Source organism: Streptomyces sp. ISL-94 (genome assembly GCF_018614075.1).
Lineage (GTDB): Bacteria > Actinomycetota > Actinomycetes > Streptomycetales > Streptomycetaceae > Streptomyces.
Genome location: NZ_JAGGOZ010000002.1, coordinates 41,980 through 60,946 on the forward strand (window position 1 = coordinate 41,980; position 18,967 = coordinate 60,946).

Here is an 18,967-nt window from a genome sequence, read left to right on the forward strand (position 1 = left end):
GCCGGAGCGGGGGTCCGGCGTGCTTCACTGGACGGGCACCAGCCGACGTATGACGACATACGACCACGACGAGAGAGAAGGGGTCACCGTGTCCCTCAAGCCGAGCGCGACGATCCGCTACACCGCGATGCGTCTGGGGATCTTCGTCGGGTGCCTCGTCGTCGTCGCGGGCCTGGTCCGTATGGGGTGGGTGCCCGCCGGACTCGGTGACGCGAACTTCGCCTGGGTCGTGCTGCTCGCCCTCGTCCTCTCCGCCCCGCTCTCCTTCGTCCTCCTGCGCAAGCAGCGAGACGAGATGTCCGCGCAGATCTCCGGCCGCGTCGCGGGTGCGAAGCAGAAGCTCGCCGCGAACCGCAGCCAGGAGGACCTGGCGGACGATGCGGCGCGCGTGAACCCGTAGGGGTCCAGTTAGCTTCCTCACACACCGAACCGCCTCAGCGCCCGGGATACCGCCCGTAACGCTGGGGCGTTCGCGTTTTCCCGGCCCGCGCAAGAGGGCCTGGTGCGCCGCTGTCTCAAAGAACGCCTTTGAGATTCCCAAAGCGCAAGTGTTAGCGTGTTGAACATGTTGACCACAGCTGCGCACCCGATGACCACGAGCGTCCCGCTCGTGGCGCGCCTGCACGTCGACCTCTGCCGCCGCGTGTCCGCGGCCTGTTGCTGTTGTCGTTGAGCTGTTCCGCTGTTCCGCTGAATCGATACAGCAGCGGTCCCGGCCGGCCCCTTCTGGCTGTTGCCGCACCGCGTCACCACCACAGTGCCCCCCTTCTGTCTTCGTGCGTCACCACCGGAGAGTGTCCGTGTCCGCGTCCCCCCAGGCCCCCGCCAAGGCCTCGTTCAAGTTCCCCTTCTGGGCCCAGATCATCGCCGGTCTGGCGCTCGGCGTTCTGTTCGGCTGGCTCGCCCGCAGCCAGGACATCAGCTGGCTCGGCACCACCCTGGAGAAGGTCGGCGACATCTTCGTCCAGCTGCTGAAGCTGGCCATCGCCCCGCTCGTCTTCTTCGCGATCCTGGTGTCCATCACCAACCTGCGGAAGGTCAACAACGCGGCGCGCCTCGCCTCCCGCACCCTCCTCTGGTTCATGATCACCTCGCTGATCGCGGTCGGCATCGGCATCGCCATCGGCCTGCTGACCGACCCGGGCTCCGGCACCGGCCTCACCGCGGCCGACGGCAAGGACCCGAAGAAGACCGGCTCCTGGATCGACTTCCTCACCGGGATCGTGCCGACGGACATCGTCACGCCGTTCACCGAGCTGAAGGTCCTTCAGATCGTCTTCCTCGCCGTCGTCGCCGGTATCGCCGCCCTCCAGCTGGGCAGCAAGGCCAAGCCGGTCCTGGACCTCGCCGAATCCGCCCTGGAGCTCCTCCAGAAGGCCCTGTGGTGGGTCATCCGCCTCGCCCCGATCGGCACCGTCGGCCTGATCGGCACCGCGATCGCCACGTACGGCTGGGACCTCATCGGCAAGTACGCGACCTTCACCGCCGACATCTACATCGGCTGCGCGCTGGTCATGTTCGGCGTCTACCCGCTGCTCCTCGCCACGGTCGCCAAGGTCAGCCCGCTCCAGTTCTTCAAGGGCGCCTGGCCGGCCATCCAGCTGGCCTTCGTCTCCCGCTCCTCGGTCGGCACCATGCCGGTCACCCAGAAGGTCACCGAGCGCCTCGGCGTCCCGAAGGAGTACGCCTCCTTCGCCGTCCCGTTCGGCGCCACCACCAAGATGGACGGCTGCGCCGCGATCTACCCGGCCCTCGCCGCCATCTTCATCGCGCAGATCTTCGACGTGCAGCTGGGCATCAAGGAGTACCTGCTCATCGTCTTCGTCTCGGTCATCGGCTCCGCGGCGACGGCCGGCCTGACGGGCGCCACGGTCATGCTGACGCTGACCCTCTCCACGCTGGGCCTGCCGCTGGCGGGCGTCGGCCTGCTGATGGCGATCGACCCGATCCTGGACATGATGCGCACCGCCACGAACGTGGCCGGTCAAGTTGTCACTCCGGTGATCGTGGCGTCGCGCGAGAACATCCTCGACCGCGAGCAGTACTACGCCGTCAGCGCGTCCCCCGTTGACGAGCCGCAGGTGGCGGCGGCCGCCGCTGCGTGATGTCCGTCGGCTCGTAGTGCCCGTGCCCCGCACCCGTGAATCGGGTGCGGGGCACGTTCTGTTGGCGAGGGCCGAGGCGCAGTGGTTTCGTCGGCGCCGGACACTCGTTAGTCCGAGCGACTCTGGTCCTCTGCGCCGACAGGCGTGATCTTGATGGAGTTCATCTCGGGAGGCTTCCGTCGTCCCCGACCGATGCTGAACACCTCCACCTTGTCGATCACGCTGGCGACGATCGTCCGGCGACGTTCGAGATTCTCGATGCTGTCGTCGCGCCAAACGGTCCAGGCGTCGGGTTCGGCGCGCGAGTGTCGTACGGCCGCTGCAGTCTCACGCGTACGGAGCGTCTGGAGTTCGCCGCGGAGGTGTGCCAGTGATTCGAAGTAGTCCTCGTCTTCCATCCGGCCCGCCTTCCACATGACGCGCATCGCATGGATGCGATCTTCCAACAGTCTGATCGCACCAGTGAGGTCCTCAGCCGGCCCCGGCGGCTGCTGCGGCTTGGGCCTGTCCAATGCGGCTTCCACCACCTCGTTCAGACGCTCCTCGATCCACTCGTACTTGCGGCTGACCTTTCCGCAGCCGAGACGTTGTCCGCCTCCGGTCCGCTGGCCCGAGTGACAGAACGCCCGACGGAACGTTCGCCCTTGGTCGGTGACCCACTGGACACGCATGATCGACTTGCAGTATCCGCAACGAAGGAAGCCGGAGTACACGTGCTTGCGCTTGCCTTGGCCTTGAGCTGCCGGGGTGGCGCGTCCGTCCAGGATGGTTTGGACGTTCTCCCACTGCTCGCGGGTGAGCGGCGCGCCGTAGACGCTGTCGCCGATGTCGTGGCCCTTGTGGGTGACGACTCCCCCAGTTCGCTCGGCACGGAAGACTCGCTTGACGGCGTTGATCGTCCAGACGCCACCCTGCGGTGTCGTCGAACCCAGGGCGTTCCACAGTCGCGTTACGTCACCGGGTGTCTTGGGCTGTCGGTCCATGAGCATCCGGTAGCCGGCGAGGATGAGTTCCCTCTCCTGTTCGTCCACCTCCTGGATGCGTCCCGGCTTTGAAGCCGAACTGACGCTTTCCTCCCGCATGTGGTTTGCCCTGCTCCCGGCGTTGGAGCAGTGAGTTGTTCACTCGTTCCGACATCCGCTCAGTCTCCTGCTGAGCCACCGCGCCCTTGATGGTGAGGATCATCCGTCCGTTTGCGGTCTGTGTGTCTTCGCCCTCGGTTGTGGCGAACGCAAAGCCGTGTTCTTTCTGTTCCTCAAGGAAGGTGGTCAATTCGCTGATTCGGCGCGTCAGACGGTCGATGGAGTAGACGACGACCCCGTCAATGATTCCGTTGCGGGCGTCCCGCATCATCTCCGCGTACTGCGGGCGCCGCTTCTTGCTCGTGGTCGATGCCGAGACGTCGTTCTCCGGGTAGACCTTGAAGACGCCCCATTCCATGCGTTCACACAGCTCTCGACACGCTTTCTCCTGGCGCTGGACGCCGAGTTCTTGACCCTTGCGGTCCTTGCTGATCCGGACGTAGATGCCCACACGCTTCGGCTTGGCCATGCCCCACCCCTGGTAGCGGAAGACTCACCTGCGCACTGACCAACGTGCATACACGCAAACGGTGACGGGGGTGGGCGACCAGGCCACCGTAGCCCCCGCCCCGGGCGGGGGCTGTGGCGTGTTCAGCCCAGGGTCTCCCCGCGGATGTAGGCGATCAGCCCGAGGACGATGGGCGGGGCGAGCCACCACAGGCCCATGGCCCGGCGCACGCTGGGGATGAGGGTGATGAGAAGGCTCAGCACGCTCAGGCACATGGAGATGAAGCACATGGCGTCAACGCCCTCGTAGCCCTGGTGGTCCCACTCGCCCTGGGGCCCGAAGAACACGGCCAGGTACACGGCGCCGGCGTTCAGCAGGTGGATGAACCCAAGCGGAACCCCCAGCACCCACCTCAGGCATCCCCGGTCCTCGGGCAGGTCGATGTTCTCCCGGGGGAGTCTCATTCGAGCGTTGCGATACGCACCCACGCGATCACCCCCAGGAGGAGGGGAGGGGCGAACCACCACAGGCCGAGGGTTCGGCGGACCGGCGGGATGAGGGTGATCAGGATCCCGATGACGCTCAGGCCGATGGAGATCAGACACATCGCGGCAGTCCCGGCGTACCCCTGGTCGTCCCAGTCAGCCTGCGGCGGGTAACGGAGTATGAGATAGACGGTGGCTGCGTTCACCACGTGGGTGATCCCGAGGGGTACGCCGAGTACCCAGCGCAACCATCGACGCCGCTCGTCCGGGTCGCGGTCTACAGGCCGCCCGTCTGTCATCGCATCGCGTCCTTCACCTTGCGGAGGCTGTCGCCGAAGTCGTTGCCGTAGTTCTGGGCCTTCTCCGACTGCCAATACGGGCCGCCGTTGTAGCGGGCGGCGATCTCCCGCATCTGGGCGTCGGTCAGCTGGTCGGCGGGGACGTCGCCATAGCCCGCCTCTGCCTTGATCTGAGCAAGGAAACCGGCGGCGATGAAGGCATTCTGCCTCGGGTCCTGGAGCGACTCCTCCACGAGGTCGCGTTGATCCTCAGTGAGGTGCGCCGGGTCGTAGCCGAGTACTTCGGCACCGCGCCGGAGTTGGATGGCGATCGGGCCGAAGGAGGTCTCGTCGGGTGCTCCGCCGGCCCGGCTGGGGAGGTTCTCCGGGGTGATGGGACTCAAGGGGGATTCGGCCCACTGGCGCACGGTATCGCTGCCGTCGTCGAAGATCCCGGGCTGCCCGGCGATCTCTTTCCAGGCGATCCCCGCGACCAGTTCCTCGGGCAGTCCCGCGTGCTGGGCGGCCGCCCGGAGGATCTCCTTCTTCTGGGAGATCCAGGCCGCCTTCTCCTTATCGCCGTCCGGCGGGTTCCAGTAGCTGTCGTCGACCTCGGGCAGTCCCGCGATCCGCATCCGGATGTCCCGCAGCTCCGGCGACATCTCCGTCTTCCCGATCGGCCCCGTCATCTCCGCTTGGGGCCGCTGCCCGGCAGATGGGCCAGCGGGCTGGTGGCGGCCTCCGCCGCCTCCCGGCGGATGTCCGCCATCGCCGCGTACAGGTCGGGCCGCTTGGCGCTGCCCGGCATCTTGAAGTCGGGGAGCAGTTCGTGCGCCTGCTTCAGCGCGTGCACGCACGTGCTGCGCGCTTCCTGCTCGACCGTCTTCGCCAGGTGGAAGCTGCCGCCCGCGGCGTCGTGAAGGCGGTTGGCCTCGTCCCGGATGTCGTCCACGTCCATGGTGAGTTCGGCGAAGAAGTCGAGGACCCCGGTGGTCGCCCGCATGTCCTCCCACTGGCGCATCGGCTCCGCCTCCTGCGCGACCTTGGTGATCGCGGTGCCCTTGGTCCCGATGAGCGCGGCGAGTGCCCGCTCCGAGCGTTTGCCGTCGCGGTAGTGGGTCTTGGCGGTGGTCAGCGCCAGGGCGTAGGCGTTCAGGGCGCTGGCGGCCTTGTCGTACCCCTCGGCGATGTGGGTGATGAGCTGGCGGGCCTCTTTCAGGCGCGAGGTGTACGTGTGGCTGTTGGCGCTGTGCCACTCGGTACGGGTCTCCGCGCGCCTGGCGGGTTCCTCCACCTGGACGAGGAGATCGCGCAGCCTGCGGAACTCGGCGGCATTGCGCTCGACGAGGGGCGGATTGCACTCCTCCAGGAACTCGACGTCCTTGCGGTAACTCAGCCCACTCACTTGCACTCCGGTGCTACGTACTGCCCTGATTCGAGGAGGTTGTCGAGGAAGGACCGGGCGGTGCCGTCGTCCACGTGGGCGAAGTCGGTGCCGGTGGTCTTCAGGCGGGTGGCCAGACCGGCGAAGAGGGCGATCGTGTCCTTGAACTGATCGTCGGCGAAGCGCGCGAAGCGGAGCGCTTGCGCGGCGACGTCCGGGTGCGCCCTGGGTGCGCGGGCCATCGTGCTCGCGTCGCCATCCGGGCGGCCCTCGTGCAGGAGCGCGGCGATCTCGATGAGGAGGTTCGCATTGCCGTTGATGGACCCGACCCCGGCCAGCAGACTGCCGTTGGCGCTGGAGCTTGAGCTGCCGCTTGCCTCGGGTGCGACGTGGTTGAGGCGCATGCCGGCGAGGGCGTCGGCCTTGTGCTGCGCCCATTCTGCGTCGAACGAAATCTGGTCCCCCCGGGATGAGATGGTCATGCCCATGCCCATCCTAAAGGGGCTCAGGTGGTGGCCAATCGGATCAACACCACCGCCGTCAAAGGGTCGTCATCCGCGGGCGTGGGCGACGAATCCGGTCCAGGCGTGGGGAGCGAAGGCGAGTTGGGGGCCCTGGAGGTTCTTGGAGTCGCGGATGTGGATCGTGGCGGGGGTGTTGGCCACCTCGACGCAGTCGTTGATGTCGCCGCTGTCGCTGTAGCTGCTCTTGAACCAGTCCAGCTCGGGGTTGTGGATCACGTTTCTCCTAGCTCTCGCATCGGGTCGTCATCCGCGGGCGTGGGCGACGAATCCGGTCCAGGCGCGGGGGGCGAAGGCGAGTTGGGGGCCCTGGAGGTTCTTGGAGTCGCGGATGTGGATCGTGGCCGGTGAGTTCGCCACCTCGACGCAGGAGTCGCCCTCACTGCCGTCGCTGTAGCTGCTCTTGAACCAGTGCAGCTCGGGGTTGTCGGTCATGTCTCTCCCAGCAGTTCCTCGATGAAGCCCCGAGTCTCCAGGGGCGTGAGCGCTTGGGCCCGGATCATGCCATAGCGCAGCTCAAGGATCCGGAGCTGCCTGGGGTCGGAGACCGGGCGCCCGCCGAAGGCGCCTTCGGAGCGTCCCACCGCCTTGCCGTCTCCGAACTTCAGCACTTCGATCCCACCGTCCATGCCGGCATGGACCTCGCGGTTGATCGGCATTACTTGGAGGGCCACATGACGCAACCGGCTTACCTCCAGCAGACGTTCGAGCTGTCGACGCCACACCATTGTGCCCCCGATGGGGCGGCGTAGTGTCACCTCTTCCTGGACAATGCTGAGCGACGGGGCGGGTTCCCGCTCGAAGACGGTGTGTCGGGCCATGCGTGCGGCCACATATCGCTCCACCTCGTCCTGGGTGTAGGCAGGCTGCCGCATCTCGAAGAGCGCCCGGGCGTAGTCTTCCGTCTGCAGAAGGCCGTGTATCCCGTGGATGCGGTAGACGCCGATCTCGACTGCCATACGCTCGCGCTGCGCTTGGGCCCGCACCTTCGTCGGGTAGCGAACCTGCTCCATGTCGGCCTTCATCGCGGCGATCTTGCCGCCCGCCCGCAGTACCTCGTCCGCCTTGTCCAGGTACTCGGGGCGGGGGATCCGCTTCCCGCCCTCGATCTTGCGGACGAGGTCCTCCCCGTACCCGAGCGCCGTGCCGAAGTCGGCGGCTCGCATGCCCGCCTCCTCGCGCCAGGCCCGGAGCTGGCGGCCGAGTGCGGCCAGGACCGCCAAGCCCTGCTCGTCCTCGGGATCGACGTCCCAGCCGGCGTCTTCCGTACCGTCACTGTCCACGCTCATGCGTGCCACCTCCGACGCACCAATATCCTCAACGCCCCTTGCCCAGGTGCCGCGTGGGACAGCCGGGACAGCACCGGACAACGTCCGGACAAGTGCGGGACGCAAGGGCGGTACCGCTTCCCACGGTACGCACGAACCGCCACGCTCAGTCACGTGAACACTCAAATCTGTGACTCCGAGGGCCGATTCGCCGCCCAGCTCGCCGCCACGCCCCGCGGGGCCCGCCAGGCCCGCCGGCTCGCCGTCGAGAAGCTCGCCACCTGGGGGCTGCCCTCGGAGGAGGCGGCGCTCATCGTGGCCGAGCTCGCCGCCAACGCGGTGACCCATGGCCGCGTCACCGGGCGGGGCTTCCGGATCGTGCTCGCGCTGGGCGGTGGGGTGCTGCGGATCGAGGTGGTGGACAGCTGTGGCGACCGGGTCCCGGGTATCCGCGACGCGGACGGGGGCTCGGAGGCCGGGCGGGGACTGGTGCTGGTGGCTGCGATGGCCGACCGCTGGGGGGTGGACCGGGGGCTGCCGCCGTGCAAGTCGGTGTGGGCGGAGCTGGATGTGCCCGGATGGCGTGGGGAACCGTGACGCGGGGAACCGGGACCCGGTTCGCTTAGACGTCACCACTCAAATCACGGAGGTAAATCCAACCAACCCCACCCCTCCGGCTCCCCGTAACTCGGACGGGTGAACTGTGCCAACTGAGCTGGATTTCGGGCTGGTTGCCGGGCATATGCTCGGCGCACAACATCAGACATGAGACGGCCCCCGCCGGGACTGGCATCCCGATCGAGGGCCTGACCAACTAGGAAGTCAGCACCTTCCCAATGGCTCTTCGGCAGCTTAGCGCGCCCTCGCGCGCCTCGTCCCGTGTTCGCGCCGGGACCGCCCAACCCGGTGTCGTTCATGTCAACGTCCGGCACGCCGATCACTACGTGGTGATCGGCAACCACCTCGCCCAGCATCACTCGTTGTCGCTGGTCGCGATCGGCCTCGCCGCCTACATCCAGTCGCTGCCGACCGGTGCCCGCGTCAGCATCAAGCGGCTGGCCGAGCGGTTCCGTGAGGGGGAGGCGCGGATTGCGGCCGCGCTCAGGGAGTTGGAGGCGCACGGATACCTGGAGCGGACTCGTGTGCGGCTGGCCAGTGGGCAGATCGTCACGCGGACCGTGTCCTACAACCGGCCTTCCGCACGGGCCGTTCCTGCCTCGGCGCCGGTGTCGGTGGCGGTGTCCGCGCCGGAGCCGGGGCCCGTCTCCGTGCCGGAGCCCGTCCCCGGGCCGGGGCCGGTTAGCGAGCCCGTGCCGATGTCGGCGTCGGCGGCTTTGGCGGTGACGGACCCGGAGCCGGTGGCTGCGCCCGAGCCGATGCCGGAGCCGCTCGCTGTGGCCACGCCGGAGCCGGAGCCCGCGCCGGAGCCGGGGCCCGTCTCGGTGCCGGAGCCCGTCCCCGGGCCGAGGCCGGTTAGCGAGCCCGTGCCGGTGCCGGTGCCGGCGGCTTTGGCGGTGACGGACCCGGAGCCGGAGCCCGCGCCGGAGCCGGGGCCCGTCTCCGTGCCGGAGCCCGTCCCCGGGCCGGGGCCGGTTAGCGAGCCCGTGCCGATGTCAGCGTCGGCGGCTTTGGCGGTGACGGAGCCGGAGCCGCTCGCTGTGGCCGAGCCGGAGCCGGGGCCGGAGCCGGGCCCCGTGCCCGAGCCGCTTTCGGGGCCGATGCCGGAGTCGGTGGTCGCGCCCGAGCCGCCCGCCGGGTCGGAGGTCGAACTGCACTCGCCCGGCGCGGCAGCGCTCGCGCATCAGGACGCCATGGACCTGCTCGCGCGGCTGCGGGAGGACGATCCGCGCCTGCTGCTGGCCGAGCGCGACGTACGCCGGCTCGCGCCCGGGGTTTCGACCTGGCTGGCGCGCGGGGCCGAGCCCGAGGCCGTACGGCATGTGCTGTCCGCGCGGCTGCCCGACGACATGCGCCACCCTGCCGCCGTGATCGGCTACCGCCTCAAGGCGGGGATCCCGCCGAACCTGCCCGCGGCCCCTGCCGTACGGCCCGTGAGGCCCCCCGATCCCTTCCAGACCTGCGACGGCTGCGAACGCGCCTTCCGCGCACCGGCGCCGGGCCGCTGCCGCGACTGCCCGCCCGATGTTCAGGCGGCCGCTTAGCATGAAGGTGATGACTCGGGCCCCGGGGGACAGGCGAGGAGCCGACACCATGACCATCGCCCAGGACGACGCACGGCGCGACAGCCTTCGATACCAGGCGATGCGCGATGTCGTGCGGTCGCTGGACGACACGGTTCCCGGCAAGTTCGAGATCACCAAGGACGGCATCGTCCACGACATGATGGCTCCGTCCGGCCCTCACGAGCTGACCGCGCTGCGTCTCCGGAAACGGCTGGAAAAGGTGATGCCGGAGGAGCTTGCGGCGCACACGGGGGCCCCCGATGTCGAGGCGGAGCCCGAGGGCATCATGCGGTTGCCCGACATCATCCTCATTGCCGAGGCCGACATGGAGATCCAGGGTTCCTTCGACCCCCGGACCCTCATCGCCGCCATCGAGGTCGTGTCCCGCTCGAACCCCGACAACGACTGGGTCGGCAAAATGCGCGACTATCCGCTGCTCGGGATCCCGGTCTACGCGATCTTCGATCCCCGTACAGGCGCGGGCGCCGTGCTGTCCGACATCCACTCCACCTCCGATGGTCCCCGTTACGCCACGCGCAAGGACTTCGTGTACGGAGAGGACGTCACCATCGCCGACTGGACCATCTCGACCGCCGAGCTGCCCCGCTACCTCTGAGGGGGCGGGCCGCCCGGAGGCCTCGACGCCTGCCGCGCCCCCGGGGCGCACAGGGGGTCGCCGGTCTGGCCGCTCCGAGTGCGGCGGCGGCGTGCAGCGTCCGTGAAGAAGGGTTCCAGGGGGTGTTCAGGCGCGGTCACTCCTCCGTAGATTACCGGCGGTAACACTGCGTCGAACCGAGGGAGCGCGCCGTGGCAGCCGAATCGAGCCCGCTCAAGGCCGCACAGCCCGGAAAGCCTGCCGCCGTCGAGCCCGTGAAGACCGTGATCGACGGGCGGGTGCGCGAGGTACGGGTGCCCGCGCTGGCGGCCGTACCGGGGCGGGGCTCCCTCGGGGACATCCCCTTCGACAACGCCCGCGAGGCCCCCGCCGAGGCCGTGCTCGCCCGCAAGGAGCGCGACGGGTCCTGGCGGGACGTCACGGCCGCCGAGTTCGCGGCCGAGGTGCTCGCCGTCGCCAAGGGGCTCATCGCCGAGGGGCTCCGCGAGGGCGACCGGCTGGCGATCATGGCGCGGACCACCTACGAGTGGACCCTGCTCGACTTCGCCGGATGGGCCGCCGGGCTGGTCACCGTGCCCATCTATCCGACCTCCTCGGTGATCCAGGCGCGCTGGATCATCCACGACTCCGGCGCTGTGGCCTGCGCCGTCGAGGACACCGCGCAGGCCCGCCTCATCAGCGCCGAGCGGGTCAACCTGCCCTGGCTGGCGCACCTGTGGGAAATCGACACGGGCGTGGTCGCCCGGCTGGTCAAGGCCGGGGAGCACCTGCCCGACGCGCTGGTCCACCAGCGCCTGGCCGCCCGTACGCCGGACTCCGTGGCGACCCTGATCTACACCTCGGGCACCACCGGGCAGCCCAAGGGGTGCGTGATCACCCACGCCAACTTCTTCGCCGAGGTCGACAACGCGGTCGAGCTGCTGCACCCCGTCTTCAAGTCGGCCGGCAAGGACCCGGCGTCCACGCTGCTCTTCCTGCCGCTGTCGCACGTCTTCGGGCGGATGGTGGCCGTCGGCTGCCTGCGGGCCCGCGTCAAGCTCGGGCACGCGCCCAGCATCCGTACCGAGGACCTCCTCGCCGACCTCGCCGGCTTCCGGCCGACCTTCCTCCTCGCCGTCCCCTACGTCCTGGAGAAGGTCTACAACACCGCCCGCGCCACCGCCGAGAAGATGGGCCGGGCCTCGTCCTTCGACCGGGCCGCCCGCATCGCCCGGCGGTACGGGGAACTCGTCGAGGGCAAGGCCCCGGGGCTCGGGCTGCGCGCCGCGCGGGCGCTGTACGACCCGCTCGTCTACCGCCGCATCCGGGCGGCGCTCGGCGGCCGCGTCCGGTACATCCTGAGCGGCGGATCCCCCCTCGGCCGCCGGCTCGCCGCCTTCTACACCGGCGCCGGCATCGAGGTCTTCGAGGGCTACGGGCTCACGGAGACGACCGGCGCCAGCACCGTGACCCCGCCGCAGCGGCCCCGCCTCGGCACGGTCGGCTGGCCGCTGCCGGGCACGGCGGTACGGATCGCGGAGGACGGCGAGGTGCTGCTGGGCGGGCGGCACGTCTTCGCCGGCTACTGGAACACGGCCCAGGCGGTCCCGCCGGGCGGCTGGCTGGCCACCGGCGACATCGGGGAGCTCGACGCCGACGGGTACCTCACCATCACCGGCCGCAAGAAGGACCTGATCATCACCTCCGGCGGAAAGAACGTGGCCCCGGCCCCGCTGGAGGACTGGCTGCGGGCCCACCCGCTGGTCGGCCAGTGCATGGTGGTCGGCGACAACCGGCCCTACATCACCGCACTGATCACCCTGGAGCCGGACGGGCTGCTGCACTGGCGCCAGATGCACAAGAAGACCGGGGTGCCGATGCGGGAGCTGGTACGGGACGAGGCGCTGCGCGCGGACCTCCAGCGGGCGGTGGACGAGGCGAACCGGCTGGTCTCGCGGGCCGAGTCGATCCGCAGCTTCACCGTCTTGCCGGGCGATTTCACGGAGGCGCGGGGGCACCTCACGCCGTCGCTGAAGCTCAAGCGGGGCGCGATCCTGCGGGACTGCGCCCAGCAGATCGAGGAGCTGTACGGGGCCCCGCGCGAGCCCTGACCCCGGGCACGGCCCGACCCCTGGGGCTCCGCCCCGGCGAGACCGGATGTGGTGCAGGTGGGTGGGCCTGGCGGCTCAAGGATCGGGGCTCCGCCCCGGACCCTCCCCCAGACTCCGTCCGGGGGGACCCCCACCCCTCGAAACGCCGGCGAGGCTGGAGAGGTGGGCGGGCGGTGGTGCCGGTGCGCGCTTATGGTGGGCTGACTGGTCCGGGGGGTCACCCGAGGAGGGTGCAGTGCCCCGTACCCGTTTCCGCACCGATTCCCGTACCCGTTTCCGCACCGATTCCCGTGCCGGGATGCGCCCCCTTGTGCGTCCCCGTACGCGCTCCCGTGCCGTTGCCGCCGCCTGTGTGCTGGCCCTGGCGGGGCTGGCGGGCGCACCGGTTCCCCGCGCCCCTGCCCCCGCGCCAGACCCCGCGGGGATCCGGTGGGGAGCCTGCCCCGAGAAGCCCGTGCCCGCCGACATGTGGTGCGGGACCGTGGAGGTGCCGCTCGATTACGCCGCCCCGGCCAAGGGCACCGTCACGGTGGCCCTGGCCCGGATACCGGCCACCGACCGCAAGAAGCGCCTGGGCTCGCTCCTGCTGAACTACGGCGGCCCCGGTAGCCCGGGCGTCGCGAACCTGGCCGCCGACCCCAAGCTCTTCGCCGACCTCGGCGAGCGCTACGACCTCGTCGCCTTCGACCCCCGCGGGGTCGGCCACAGCGAGCCCGTCTCCTGCGGCGGCTCCCTGGAGACCGAGACCTACGCCGACGAGGACGCCGCCGCGCAGCTGGCCGCCCTGCGCGCCGTGGCCAGGCGCTGCGAGCTGGCCTCCGGGCCCGTGCTCCGGTACATCGGGACCGTGAACGCCGCCCGCGACCTGGACGTGATGCGCGAGGCCTTGGGCGACCGCAAGCTCAACTACCTCGGCTTCTCCTACGGGACCCGGCTCGGCGCCGTGTACGCCGCCCAGTTCCCCGGCAGGACAGGCCGCATGGTCCTCGACGGCGTGGACACCCTCACGGAGCCGCTGGCCGAGCAGGCGCTCGCGTCGGCGCGCGGCCAGCAGCGGGCGCTGGACAACTTCCTGGCCTGGTGCGCCCACCGGAAGGACTGCGTGTACGGGACCAACACGCGCAGCGCCAGGGAGAGGGTCGAGGCCCTGGTGACGCGGCTCGACGCGGAGCCGCTGATCGGCCACGACGGCTCGTACGTGACCGGGCAGGACGCGGTCGGGGCCATCGGCAGCGCGCTGTACGCGAAGAGAATGTGGCCCGACCTCGCGGACGCGCTGGCGATGGCCGAGCGGGACCACGACCCGGTGGGACTCCTCCAGCTGGGCGGCCCGACCGGCCCCGAGCCCTCCTCCGATGGCGGCCAGGACGCCGCCGGCCCCGGCACCGTACCCGCCGACAACGCCGAGGCCGCCCTCGCCGCCGTGAGCTGCGCCGACGACCCGGACCGGTCCAACGACACGGCCTCTCCGGCGGCCATAGAGAAGGAACTGGCGGACCTGAAGGACGAGTTCCTGAAGGTGTCCGAGATCTTCGGGCCGAGCCGGCTGATGACGGTGCTCGCCTGCTACGGGCGCCCCGCCGGCACCGACTTCATCCGGAAGATCGACCGCCCGGGCGCCCCGCGCATGATGCTGATCGGCACCCGGGGCGACCCGGCGACCCCGTACGAGTGGACGGAGGAGACGGCGAAGCGGCTCGGCTCGGCGGTCGTCGTGGACTACAAGGGCGACGGGCACACCGGCTACGCCTCCTCGCCGTGCGTGCGCGAGTACGCGGACGGCTTCCTGATCGACGGGCGGCTGCCGGCCGGGACGCGGTCCTGCCCGGCCGGCGAGTGAGCGGCCCCTGCTAGCAGTTGGGGCGGGCCGGGCGGTCGGCGAAGCGGTCCGCCAGCCAGTTCCCGGCCTCCAGGGAGTGGGTGATCACGCCGCTGACGTGCTCACCGACCCAGATGGTGTCGAATTCGAGGTTCGCGCCCTTCGCGCACCAGTCGGAGCGCAGCTGTCGGCCCACCCCGTACGGGATCAACTCGTCGCCGAGGGCGTGGTACTGGTACACCGGCGCGGCCGGGGCCGTCCGCCCGAGCCGGCTCTGGTTGAGGCGGGCCTGCCAGTCGGGTTGGGCGAGCGGGTCGCGCGTGGTGAGGTCGGAGATCCGCTTGAAGGAGCCGGCGATGGCGTCGATGGCGACGCAGCCCTCCTTCATACCGTTGACCAGGAGCTTGCCGGCCGGGTTGAGGTAGGAGTCGAGCCCCAGCTCCGGGAAGGCGGCGTCCTGGCCGGCGGCCGCCATGAAGATGAGGCCGGACCCGTAGGAGCCGTTGTTGAACTCGGCGACCTTCATCAGGTCGGCGGGGACACCGCCGGCCGCCGTGCCCTTGACCTTGAGCTCGGGGGCGTACGAGCCCTGCAACTCGGCGGCCCAGCCGGCGGCCTGGCCGCCCTGGGAGTAGCCCATGATGCCGACGGGCGTGTCCGCCGAGAGCCCAGCCTCCGGCAGGCGGGTGGCGGCGCGGGCGGCGTCGAGCATGGCGTGCCCGGCGGAGGGGCCCACGGTGTAGGTGTGGACGCCCGGGGTGCCGAGGCCCTCGTAGTCGGTGACGACCACGGCCCAGCCGCGCAGGGTGAGCTGCTGGATGAGGTTGGCCTCCATGGCGGTGCCGTACGGGAGGTTGTTGCTCGGCGCGCAGGAGTCGCCCATGCCGACGGTGCCGACGGCGTACGTGACGAGGGGGCGGGGGCCGGTGCGGCCGTCCTGCGGGACGATGACGGTGCCGGAGACGGTGTTGGGGGCGCCGTCGGCGGTGGTGGAGCGGTAGTGGATCTTCCAGGCCTTGGTGTTGGTGGGCTGGCCGGGGAGGGGGTGGAAGGCGGAGGGGACGCTGGTGACGATGTCGCCGGCGGCGCCGGTGGCCTCGCCGGCCTGGGCGGAGGCGGCGGGCATCCAGGCGGCGAGGGCCAGGGCGGCCACGGCGGTGAGGGCGGTGCTGCGGATTCGCATGGGCGGCTCTCCCAAAGACGGTCCGGGTGGGGGCAGGTGAGCCGAAGGTAGTGACCGACCGGTCAGAAGGTCGCTGACCGGGCAGCTCACCTTTCCTGACCCCGCAGGCCACCGGGTCCGCCGCGGCGGTCGCCCCCGAGGTCCGCAGGTGCGGCGCCGTCGCCGGGGGCCAGCCCCCGGACCCCCGCGCCTCAATCGCCGGCGGGGCTGGAATGGGCTGCTCTGCGCCGCCACCTTCACCCACGCACTCGGGCGGGCAACCCCAGCCCCGAATCTTGTGCCTGCGCCCACGCACTCAGGCGGGGCACATTCAGCCTCGCCGGCGCTTGAGGCGCGGGGTGCGGGGGCGGAGCCCCAGGGGTTCGCTAGCCGGCGGATGCCCCGCGGTAGGCGCCCGGGGTGGTGCCCGTCCAGCGGCGGAACGCGCGGTGGAAGGCCGTGTCCTCCGAGAAGCCCAGCCGAGCCGCGAGCTCCGCGATCGGCTCGCCGCCTTCCGCCAGCCCCGCGATCGCCGCGTCCCGGCGGACCTGGTCCTTCAGCCGCTGGAAGGACGTCCCCTCCCGCTGGAGCCGTCGCCGCAGCGTCGCCGGGGACACCGCCAGCCGCGCCGCGACCTCGCCGAGCGCCGGCAGCCGCGGCGAGCCCCGCAGGTGCTGCGTGAGGGTCCGGCGGACCTGTTCCGCGACCGTGGTCCCGTACTCCGGCCGCGACAGCAGGTCGAAGGGGGCGCGCCGCAGCATCGCGTCGAGCGCGGCCTCGTCCCGTACGAGCGGAGCCGTCAGCCAGTGCGCGTCGAACGCGGCGCCCGTACGGTCCTCCCCGAAGCGGACCGGGCAGTCGAAGAGGAGGGCGTACTCGTCCTTGTGCGGCGGCGGGGGATAGGAGAACGCGGCGTAGGCGAGCGGGATGCGCCGCCCGACCAGCCAGCTGCTCAACCGGTGCCAGATCGCGAGCACGCACTCGGTGAGGAAGCGCTCCTCGTCCCGCGTGAAGTCGTTCCGCACCGTGAACCGGGCTTCCCCGCCCGCCACTTCCAGCGCCAGCTCCGGTCCCCCCGGGAACAGCCCGTAGAAGGCGGCCGCCCGTTCCGTCGCCGCGCCCAGGTCCCGGCAGCCCAGCGAGGCGTAGCACATCATGGCGAAGGTGCCGGGGCGGCTCGGGACCGCGCCCAGGCCGAGGAACTCGTCCTGCGTGGTCCGGTACAGCGCCCGGAAGAGGCGGGCGAACTGCGCCGGAGTGATTCGCGCCCGGTCGTCGCCCAGCAGCAGCGGCGGGATCTGCGCCTCCTGGAGCAGCGGCACGGTGTCGATCCCGCTGCCGCGGGCCCCCGCGAGCACGGCACGCACATGGTGCACGGTGACCGTCCGCCTCCCCATGGGTCAGACGGTAGCCCTCCGCGCCGCCGCGCGATACGGCTGCGGCGGTCCTCAGGCACGGAGGAGTTGCCGGCCAACAGGCGGCGCCCGGATGAGCGCTGCGGCCAGCACCCCTGACGCTTCCGGTCATGCCGCCGCGCCGCACCGGCTGCCTAGCGTCGGAGGGTCACCAACTCCCTGGAGGGCATGCGATGGACGTCGACGCGCGGCCGAGCACGCTGGCGCGGTTCACCCAGTGGACCGAGGAGCGGTACGGGCCGGAGACGGCCCTGCGGTTCCGGGCGCCCGGCGGCGACTGGCAGACCCGGACGTACGGGGAACTGGGCGCGCAGGTACGGGCCGTCGGGCGCGCGCTGCTCGGGCTGGGGGTCGCCGCCGGGGAGCGGGTGGCCGTACTGGCCGAGACGCGGCCGCAGTGGACGTACACCCACTTCGGGGTGCTGGCGGCCGGCGCGGTCCTCGTGCCCGTGTATCCGACGGCGGGGGACGAGGAGGTCGCCTGGGTGCTGTCCGACTCGGAGGCGGTGGCCGTGGTCTGCGACGACGAGACGCAGGCGGTCCGGGTGGAGGCCCTGCGGGCGAAGCTGCCCATGCTCCGGGCGGTGGTCCTGATGGACGCGCTGCCGGCCCTGCCCCCGGCCCCGGAGGCCGAACTCCTCGCCCGGGCGGCGGCCGTCACCCCCGCCGAGGACGCGTCGATCGTCTACACCTCGGGGACCACGGGCCTGCCCAAGGGCTGCCGCCTCACCCACGGCAACCTGGGCGCCATCCAGGACGCGACCCTCCCGCTGATCAAGGGCGGGCCGGGGGACTCGACGTACCTCTACCTGCCGCTCGCGCACCTGCTGGCCCAGCTGATCCAGTTCACCACGCTGCTGGAGGGCGGGGAGCTCTGCTACTACGGGGGCCGCATCGAGGACGTGCTCGCGGAGCTGGGCACCGTACGGCCCACGCATCTGCCGTCCGTACCACGCCTGTTCGAGAAGCTCCACTCGGTGGTGCTCACGCTGGCGGAGGCGGCGCAGGGCAGCCGCGAGCGGTTCGAGGAGGCCGTACGGCTGGGCGTGCTGGCGGCGGAGGGCCGGCTGCCGGAATCCCTCCGGGGGGAGTACGAGGCCGCGGACAAGGCGCTCTACTCCCTGGTCCGGGGCGCCTTCGGGGGGCGGCTGAAGTGGGCCCTCACCGGTGGCGCGCCGATCGCCCCGGCCACCCTGAACTTCCTGCGGGCGTGCGGGATCTCGGTGTTCGAGGGCTACGGGATGACCGAGTCGGGCGGGGTCATCTCCCTCAACCACCCCGCGGCCGTGCGCCACGGGACGGTGGGCCGGCCCATCGACGGCTGCGAGGTGCGCATCGCCGAGGACGGCGAGGTGCTGGCCCGCGGCCCGATGGTCTTCCCGGGCTACCACGCCAACGCGGCGGCCACGGCGGACGCCCTCGACCCCGACGGCTGGCTCCACACCGGTGACCTGGGCGAGCTGGACGGCGACGGCTACCTCCGCATCACCGGCCGCAAGAAGGAGCTGATCATCACCTCGGCCGGGAAGAACATCACCCCGACGGAGGTCGAGTTCGCCGTCCAGCGCTCCCGCTACGTCTCCCGCGCCGTGCTGATCGGCGACCGCCGCCCGCACCCGGTGGCCCTGATCACCCTGGACGCGGAGGAGATCACCGCCTGGGCGGGGCGCGAGGGCCTCGACCCGGGGCCGGTCCCGGCCGCCCACCCGGCCGTCCGCGCCCTGATCGAGGAGGCGGTGGCGCAGGCCAACGCCACGGTCTCCCGCGCGGCCCGCATCCGCGCCTTCCACATCCTCCCGGAGGACTTCACGATCGACGCGGGCACCCTGACTCCGACCCTGAAGCTGCGCCGCACGGCGGTGGCGCAGCGGTACGCGCGGGAGATCGAGGACCTTTACGGGGGATGAAGCAGCCGGTCACCCTAAAGGCCTGCTTGGGGAGGGGAGTCGGGAAAATCGGGTGTCATGGGGGAAATGGGTGCAGGTGCGTACGTCCTCTGTCCGTTCTGCCACGAGACCGGGTGAAGCCGAGACGAATGGCGGGTCACATCTGCAGGGGGGACGGCAAGTCGCTTCCGAATACCTGATAGACAGTGGATATTCACGGCCCGA

20 protein-coding genes are annotated in these 18,967 nt (G+C 70.9%); 8 read left to right on the top strand and 12 right to left on the bottom strand.

The genetic code is table 11. The features are described 5' to 3' along the window. Positions 1 to 49 precede the first annotated feature (49 nt). The gene (locus J7E94_RS00265; protein ID WP_215011131.1) at positions 50 to 400 is read left to right on the top strand and encodes a DUF4229 domain-containing protein; all 351 of its coding nucleotides are present in this window, start codon (positions 50 to 52) and stop codon (positions 398 to 400) included. Positions 401 to 800: 400 nt separating this feature from the next. After that, positions 801 to 2,105 carry a dicarboxylate/amino acid:cation symporter gene (locus J7E94_RS00270; protein ID WP_215011133.1) on the top strand — a complete coding sequence of 435 codons (1,305 nt, stop codon included), beginning with the start codon at positions 801 to 803 and terminating at the stop codon, positions 2,103 to 2,105. A gap of 107 nt (positions 2,106 to 2,212) precedes the next feature. Here J7E94_RS00270 and J7E94_RS34015 read toward each other — a convergent pair whose 3' ends face one another. From J7E94_RS34015 to J7E94_RS00310, 10 genes are all read right to left on the bottom strand, one after another. Beyond that, positions 2,213 to 3,136: a recombinase zinc beta ribbon domain-containing protein gene (locus tag J7E94_RS34015; protein WP_308344306.1), complete on the bottom strand. Its 924-nt coding sequence runs from the start codon at positions 3,134 to 3,136 to the stop codon at positions 2,213 to 2,215. Further along, positions 3,060 to 3,656, bottom strand: a complete 597-nt coding sequence (locus tag J7E94_RS34020) for a recombinase family protein (protein WP_251055891.1) — start codon at positions 3,654 to 3,656, stop codon at positions 3,060 to 3,062. The genes J7E94_RS34015 and J7E94_RS34020 overlap by 77 nt, the downstream gene beginning before the upstream one ends. A 122-nt stretch (positions 3,657 to 3,778) precedes the next feature. Further along, a complete protein-coding gene (locus J7E94_RS00280) occupies positions 3,779 to 4,099 on the bottom strand; it encodes a hypothetical protein (RefSeq protein ID WP_215011135.1) in 321 nt (106 codons plus the stop codon). Beyond that, complete coding sequence (locus J7E94_RS00285) at positions 4,096 to 4,419, bottom strand: hypothetical protein (RefSeq protein ID WP_215011137.1); 324 nt, start codon at positions 4,417 to 4,419, stop codon at positions 4,096 to 4,098. The genes J7E94_RS00280 and J7E94_RS00285 overlap by 4 nt, the downstream gene beginning before the upstream one ends. Further along, the gene (locus J7E94_RS34025; RefSeq protein ID WP_251055892.1) at positions 4,416 to 5,087 is read right to left on the bottom strand and encodes a hypothetical protein; all 672 of its coding nucleotides are present in this window, start codon (positions 5,085 to 5,087) and stop codon (positions 4,416 to 4,418) included. Before J7E94_RS34025 ends, J7E94_RS00285 begins: the two co-directional genes overlap by 4 nt. Beyond that, positions 5,084 to 5,803, bottom strand: a complete 720-nt coding sequence (locus J7E94_RS34030; protein ID WP_251055893.1) for a hypothetical protein — start codon at positions 5,801 to 5,803, stop codon at positions 5,084 to 5,086. The genes J7E94_RS34025 and J7E94_RS34030 overlap by 4 nt, the downstream gene beginning before the upstream one ends. Beyond that, positions 5,800 to 6,264 (bottom strand): hypothetical protein, encoded by a 465-nt coding sequence (locus tag J7E94_RS00295; protein ID WP_251055894.1) that lies wholly within the window; start codon positions 6,262 to 6,264, stop codon positions 5,800 to 5,802. The genes J7E94_RS34030 and J7E94_RS00295 overlap by 4 nt, the downstream gene beginning before the upstream one ends. Positions 6,265 to 6,333: 69 nt before the next feature. Next, a complete protein-coding gene (locus tag J7E94_RS00300; protein ID WP_215011139.1) occupies positions 6,334 to 6,522 on the bottom strand; it encodes a DUF397 domain-containing protein in 189 nt (62 codons plus the stop codon). Positions 6,523 to 6,549: 27 nt separating this feature from the next. Next, entirely contained in the window at positions 6,550 to 6,738 is a 189-nt protein-coding gene (locus J7E94_RS00305; protein WP_215011141.1) for a DUF397 domain-containing protein, read from the bottom strand. Then, positions 6,735 to 7,592, bottom strand: a complete 858-nt coding sequence (locus tag J7E94_RS00310) for a helix-turn-helix transcriptional regulator (RefSeq protein ID WP_215011143.1) — start codon at positions 7,590 to 7,592, stop codon at positions 6,735 to 6,737. Before J7E94_RS00310 ends, J7E94_RS00305 begins: the two co-directional genes overlap by 4 nt. A 153-nt stretch (positions 7,593 to 7,745) precedes the next feature. Between J7E94_RS00310 and J7E94_RS00315 the strand changes: the two genes are divergently transcribed. The 5 genes from J7E94_RS00315 (at position 7,746) to J7E94_RS00335 (ending at position 14,300) form a co-directional block, all read left to right on the top strand. Continuing rightward, entirely contained in the window at positions 7,746 to 8,168 is a 423-nt protein-coding gene (locus J7E94_RS00315; RefSeq protein WP_215011145.1) for an ATP-binding protein, read from the top strand. Between the two features lie 350 nt (positions 8,169 to 8,518). After that, positions 8,519 to 9,733 (top strand): hypothetical protein, encoded by a 1,215-nt coding sequence (locus J7E94_RS00320; protein ID WP_308344307.1) that lies wholly within the window; start codon positions 8,519 to 8,521, stop codon positions 9,731 to 9,733. 49 nt (positions 9,734 to 9,782) lie between these two features. After that, entirely contained in the window at positions 9,783 to 10,370 is a 588-nt protein-coding gene (locus tag J7E94_RS00325; RefSeq protein ID WP_215011149.1) for a Uma2 family endonuclease, read from the top strand. Between the two features lie 191 nt (positions 10,371 to 10,561). Further along, positions 10,562 to 12,460, top strand: a complete 1,899-nt coding sequence (locus J7E94_RS00330; protein ID WP_215011151.1) for an AMP-dependent synthetase/ligase — start codon at positions 10,562 to 10,564, stop codon at positions 12,458 to 12,460. 454 nt (positions 12,461 to 12,914) lie between these two features. Then, complete coding sequence (locus J7E94_RS00335) at positions 12,915 to 14,300, top strand: alpha/beta hydrolase (RefSeq protein WP_308344308.1); 1,386 nt, start codon at positions 12,915 to 12,917, stop codon at positions 14,298 to 14,300. A 10-nt stretch (positions 14,301 to 14,310) separates the two neighbouring features. Here J7E94_RS00335 and J7E94_RS00340 read toward each other — a convergent pair whose 3' ends face one another. After that, the gene (locus J7E94_RS00340; protein ID WP_215011156.1) at positions 14,311 to 15,462 is read right to left on the bottom strand and encodes a lipase family protein; all 1,152 of its coding nucleotides are present in this window, start codon (positions 15,460 to 15,462) and stop codon (positions 14,311 to 14,313) included. A 365-nt stretch (positions 15,463 to 15,827) separates the two neighbouring features. Beyond that, complete coding sequence (locus tag J7E94_RS00345; protein ID WP_215011158.1) at positions 15,828 to 16,838, bottom strand: AraC family transcriptional regulator; 1,011 nt, start codon at positions 16,836 to 16,838, stop codon at positions 15,828 to 15,830. Positions 16,839 to 17,029: 191 nt separating this feature from the next. Here J7E94_RS00345 and J7E94_RS00350 point away from each other — a divergent pair, with 191 nt between their 5' ends. Then, on the top strand, positions 17,030 to 18,763 hold the full coding sequence (locus tag J7E94_RS00350; RefSeq protein ID WP_215011159.1) for a long-chain fatty acid--CoA ligase: 1,734 nt from the start codon (positions 17,030 to 17,032) through the stop codon (positions 18,761 to 18,763). Positions 18,764 to 18,967: the final 204 nt, after the last annotated feature.

Excerpts from the sequence above, each read along its gene's own strand:
- J7E94_RS00265 (WP_215011131.1), top strand. The coding sequence starts at position 50 with ATGACGACATACGACCACGACGAGAGAGAAGGGGTCACCGTGTCCCTC.
- J7E94_RS34020 (WP_251055891.1), bottom strand. The coding sequence starts at position 3,656 with ATGGCCAAGCCGAAGCGTGTGGGCATCTACGTCCGGATCAGCAAGGAC.
- J7E94_RS00280 (WP_215011135.1), bottom strand. The coding sequence starts at position 4,099 with ATGAGACTCCCCCGGGAGAACATCGACCTGCCCGAGGACCGGGGATGC.
- J7E94_RS00285 (WP_215011137.1), bottom strand. The coding sequence starts at position 4,419 with ATGACAGACGGGCGGCCTGTAGACCGCGACCCGGACGAGCGGCGTCGA.
- J7E94_RS34025 (WP_251055892.1), bottom strand. The coding sequence starts at position 5,087 with ATGACGGGGCCGATCGGGAAGACGGAGATGTCGCCGGAGCTGCGGGAC.
- J7E94_RS00295 (WP_251055894.1), bottom strand. The coding sequence starts at position 6,264 with ATGACCATCTCATCCCGGGGGGACCAGATTTCGTTCGACGCAGAATGG.
- J7E94_RS00305 (WP_215011141.1), bottom strand. The coding sequence starts at position 6,738 with ATGACCGACAACCCCGAGCTGCACTGGTTCAAGAGCAGCTACAGCGAC.
- J7E94_RS00310 (WP_215011143.1), bottom strand. The coding sequence starts at position 7,592 with ATGAGCGTGGACAGTGACGGTACGGAAGACGCCGGCTGGGACGTCGAT.
- J7E94_RS00325 (WP_215011149.1), top strand. The coding sequence starts at position 9,783 with ATGACCATCGCCCAGGACGACGCACGGCGCGACAGCCTTCGATACCAG.
- J7E94_RS00340 (WP_215011156.1), bottom strand. The coding sequence starts at position 15,462 with ATGCGAATCCGCAGCACCGCCCTCACCGCCGTGGCCGCCCTGGCCCTC.
- J7E94_RS00345 (WP_215011158.1), bottom strand. The coding sequence starts at position 16,838 with ATGGGGAGGCGGACGGTCACCGTGCACCATGTGCGTGCCGTGCTCGCG.
- J7E94_RS00350 (WP_215011159.1), top strand. The coding sequence starts at position 17,030 with ATGGACGTCGACGCGCGGCCGAGCACGCTGGCGCGGTTCACCCAGTGG.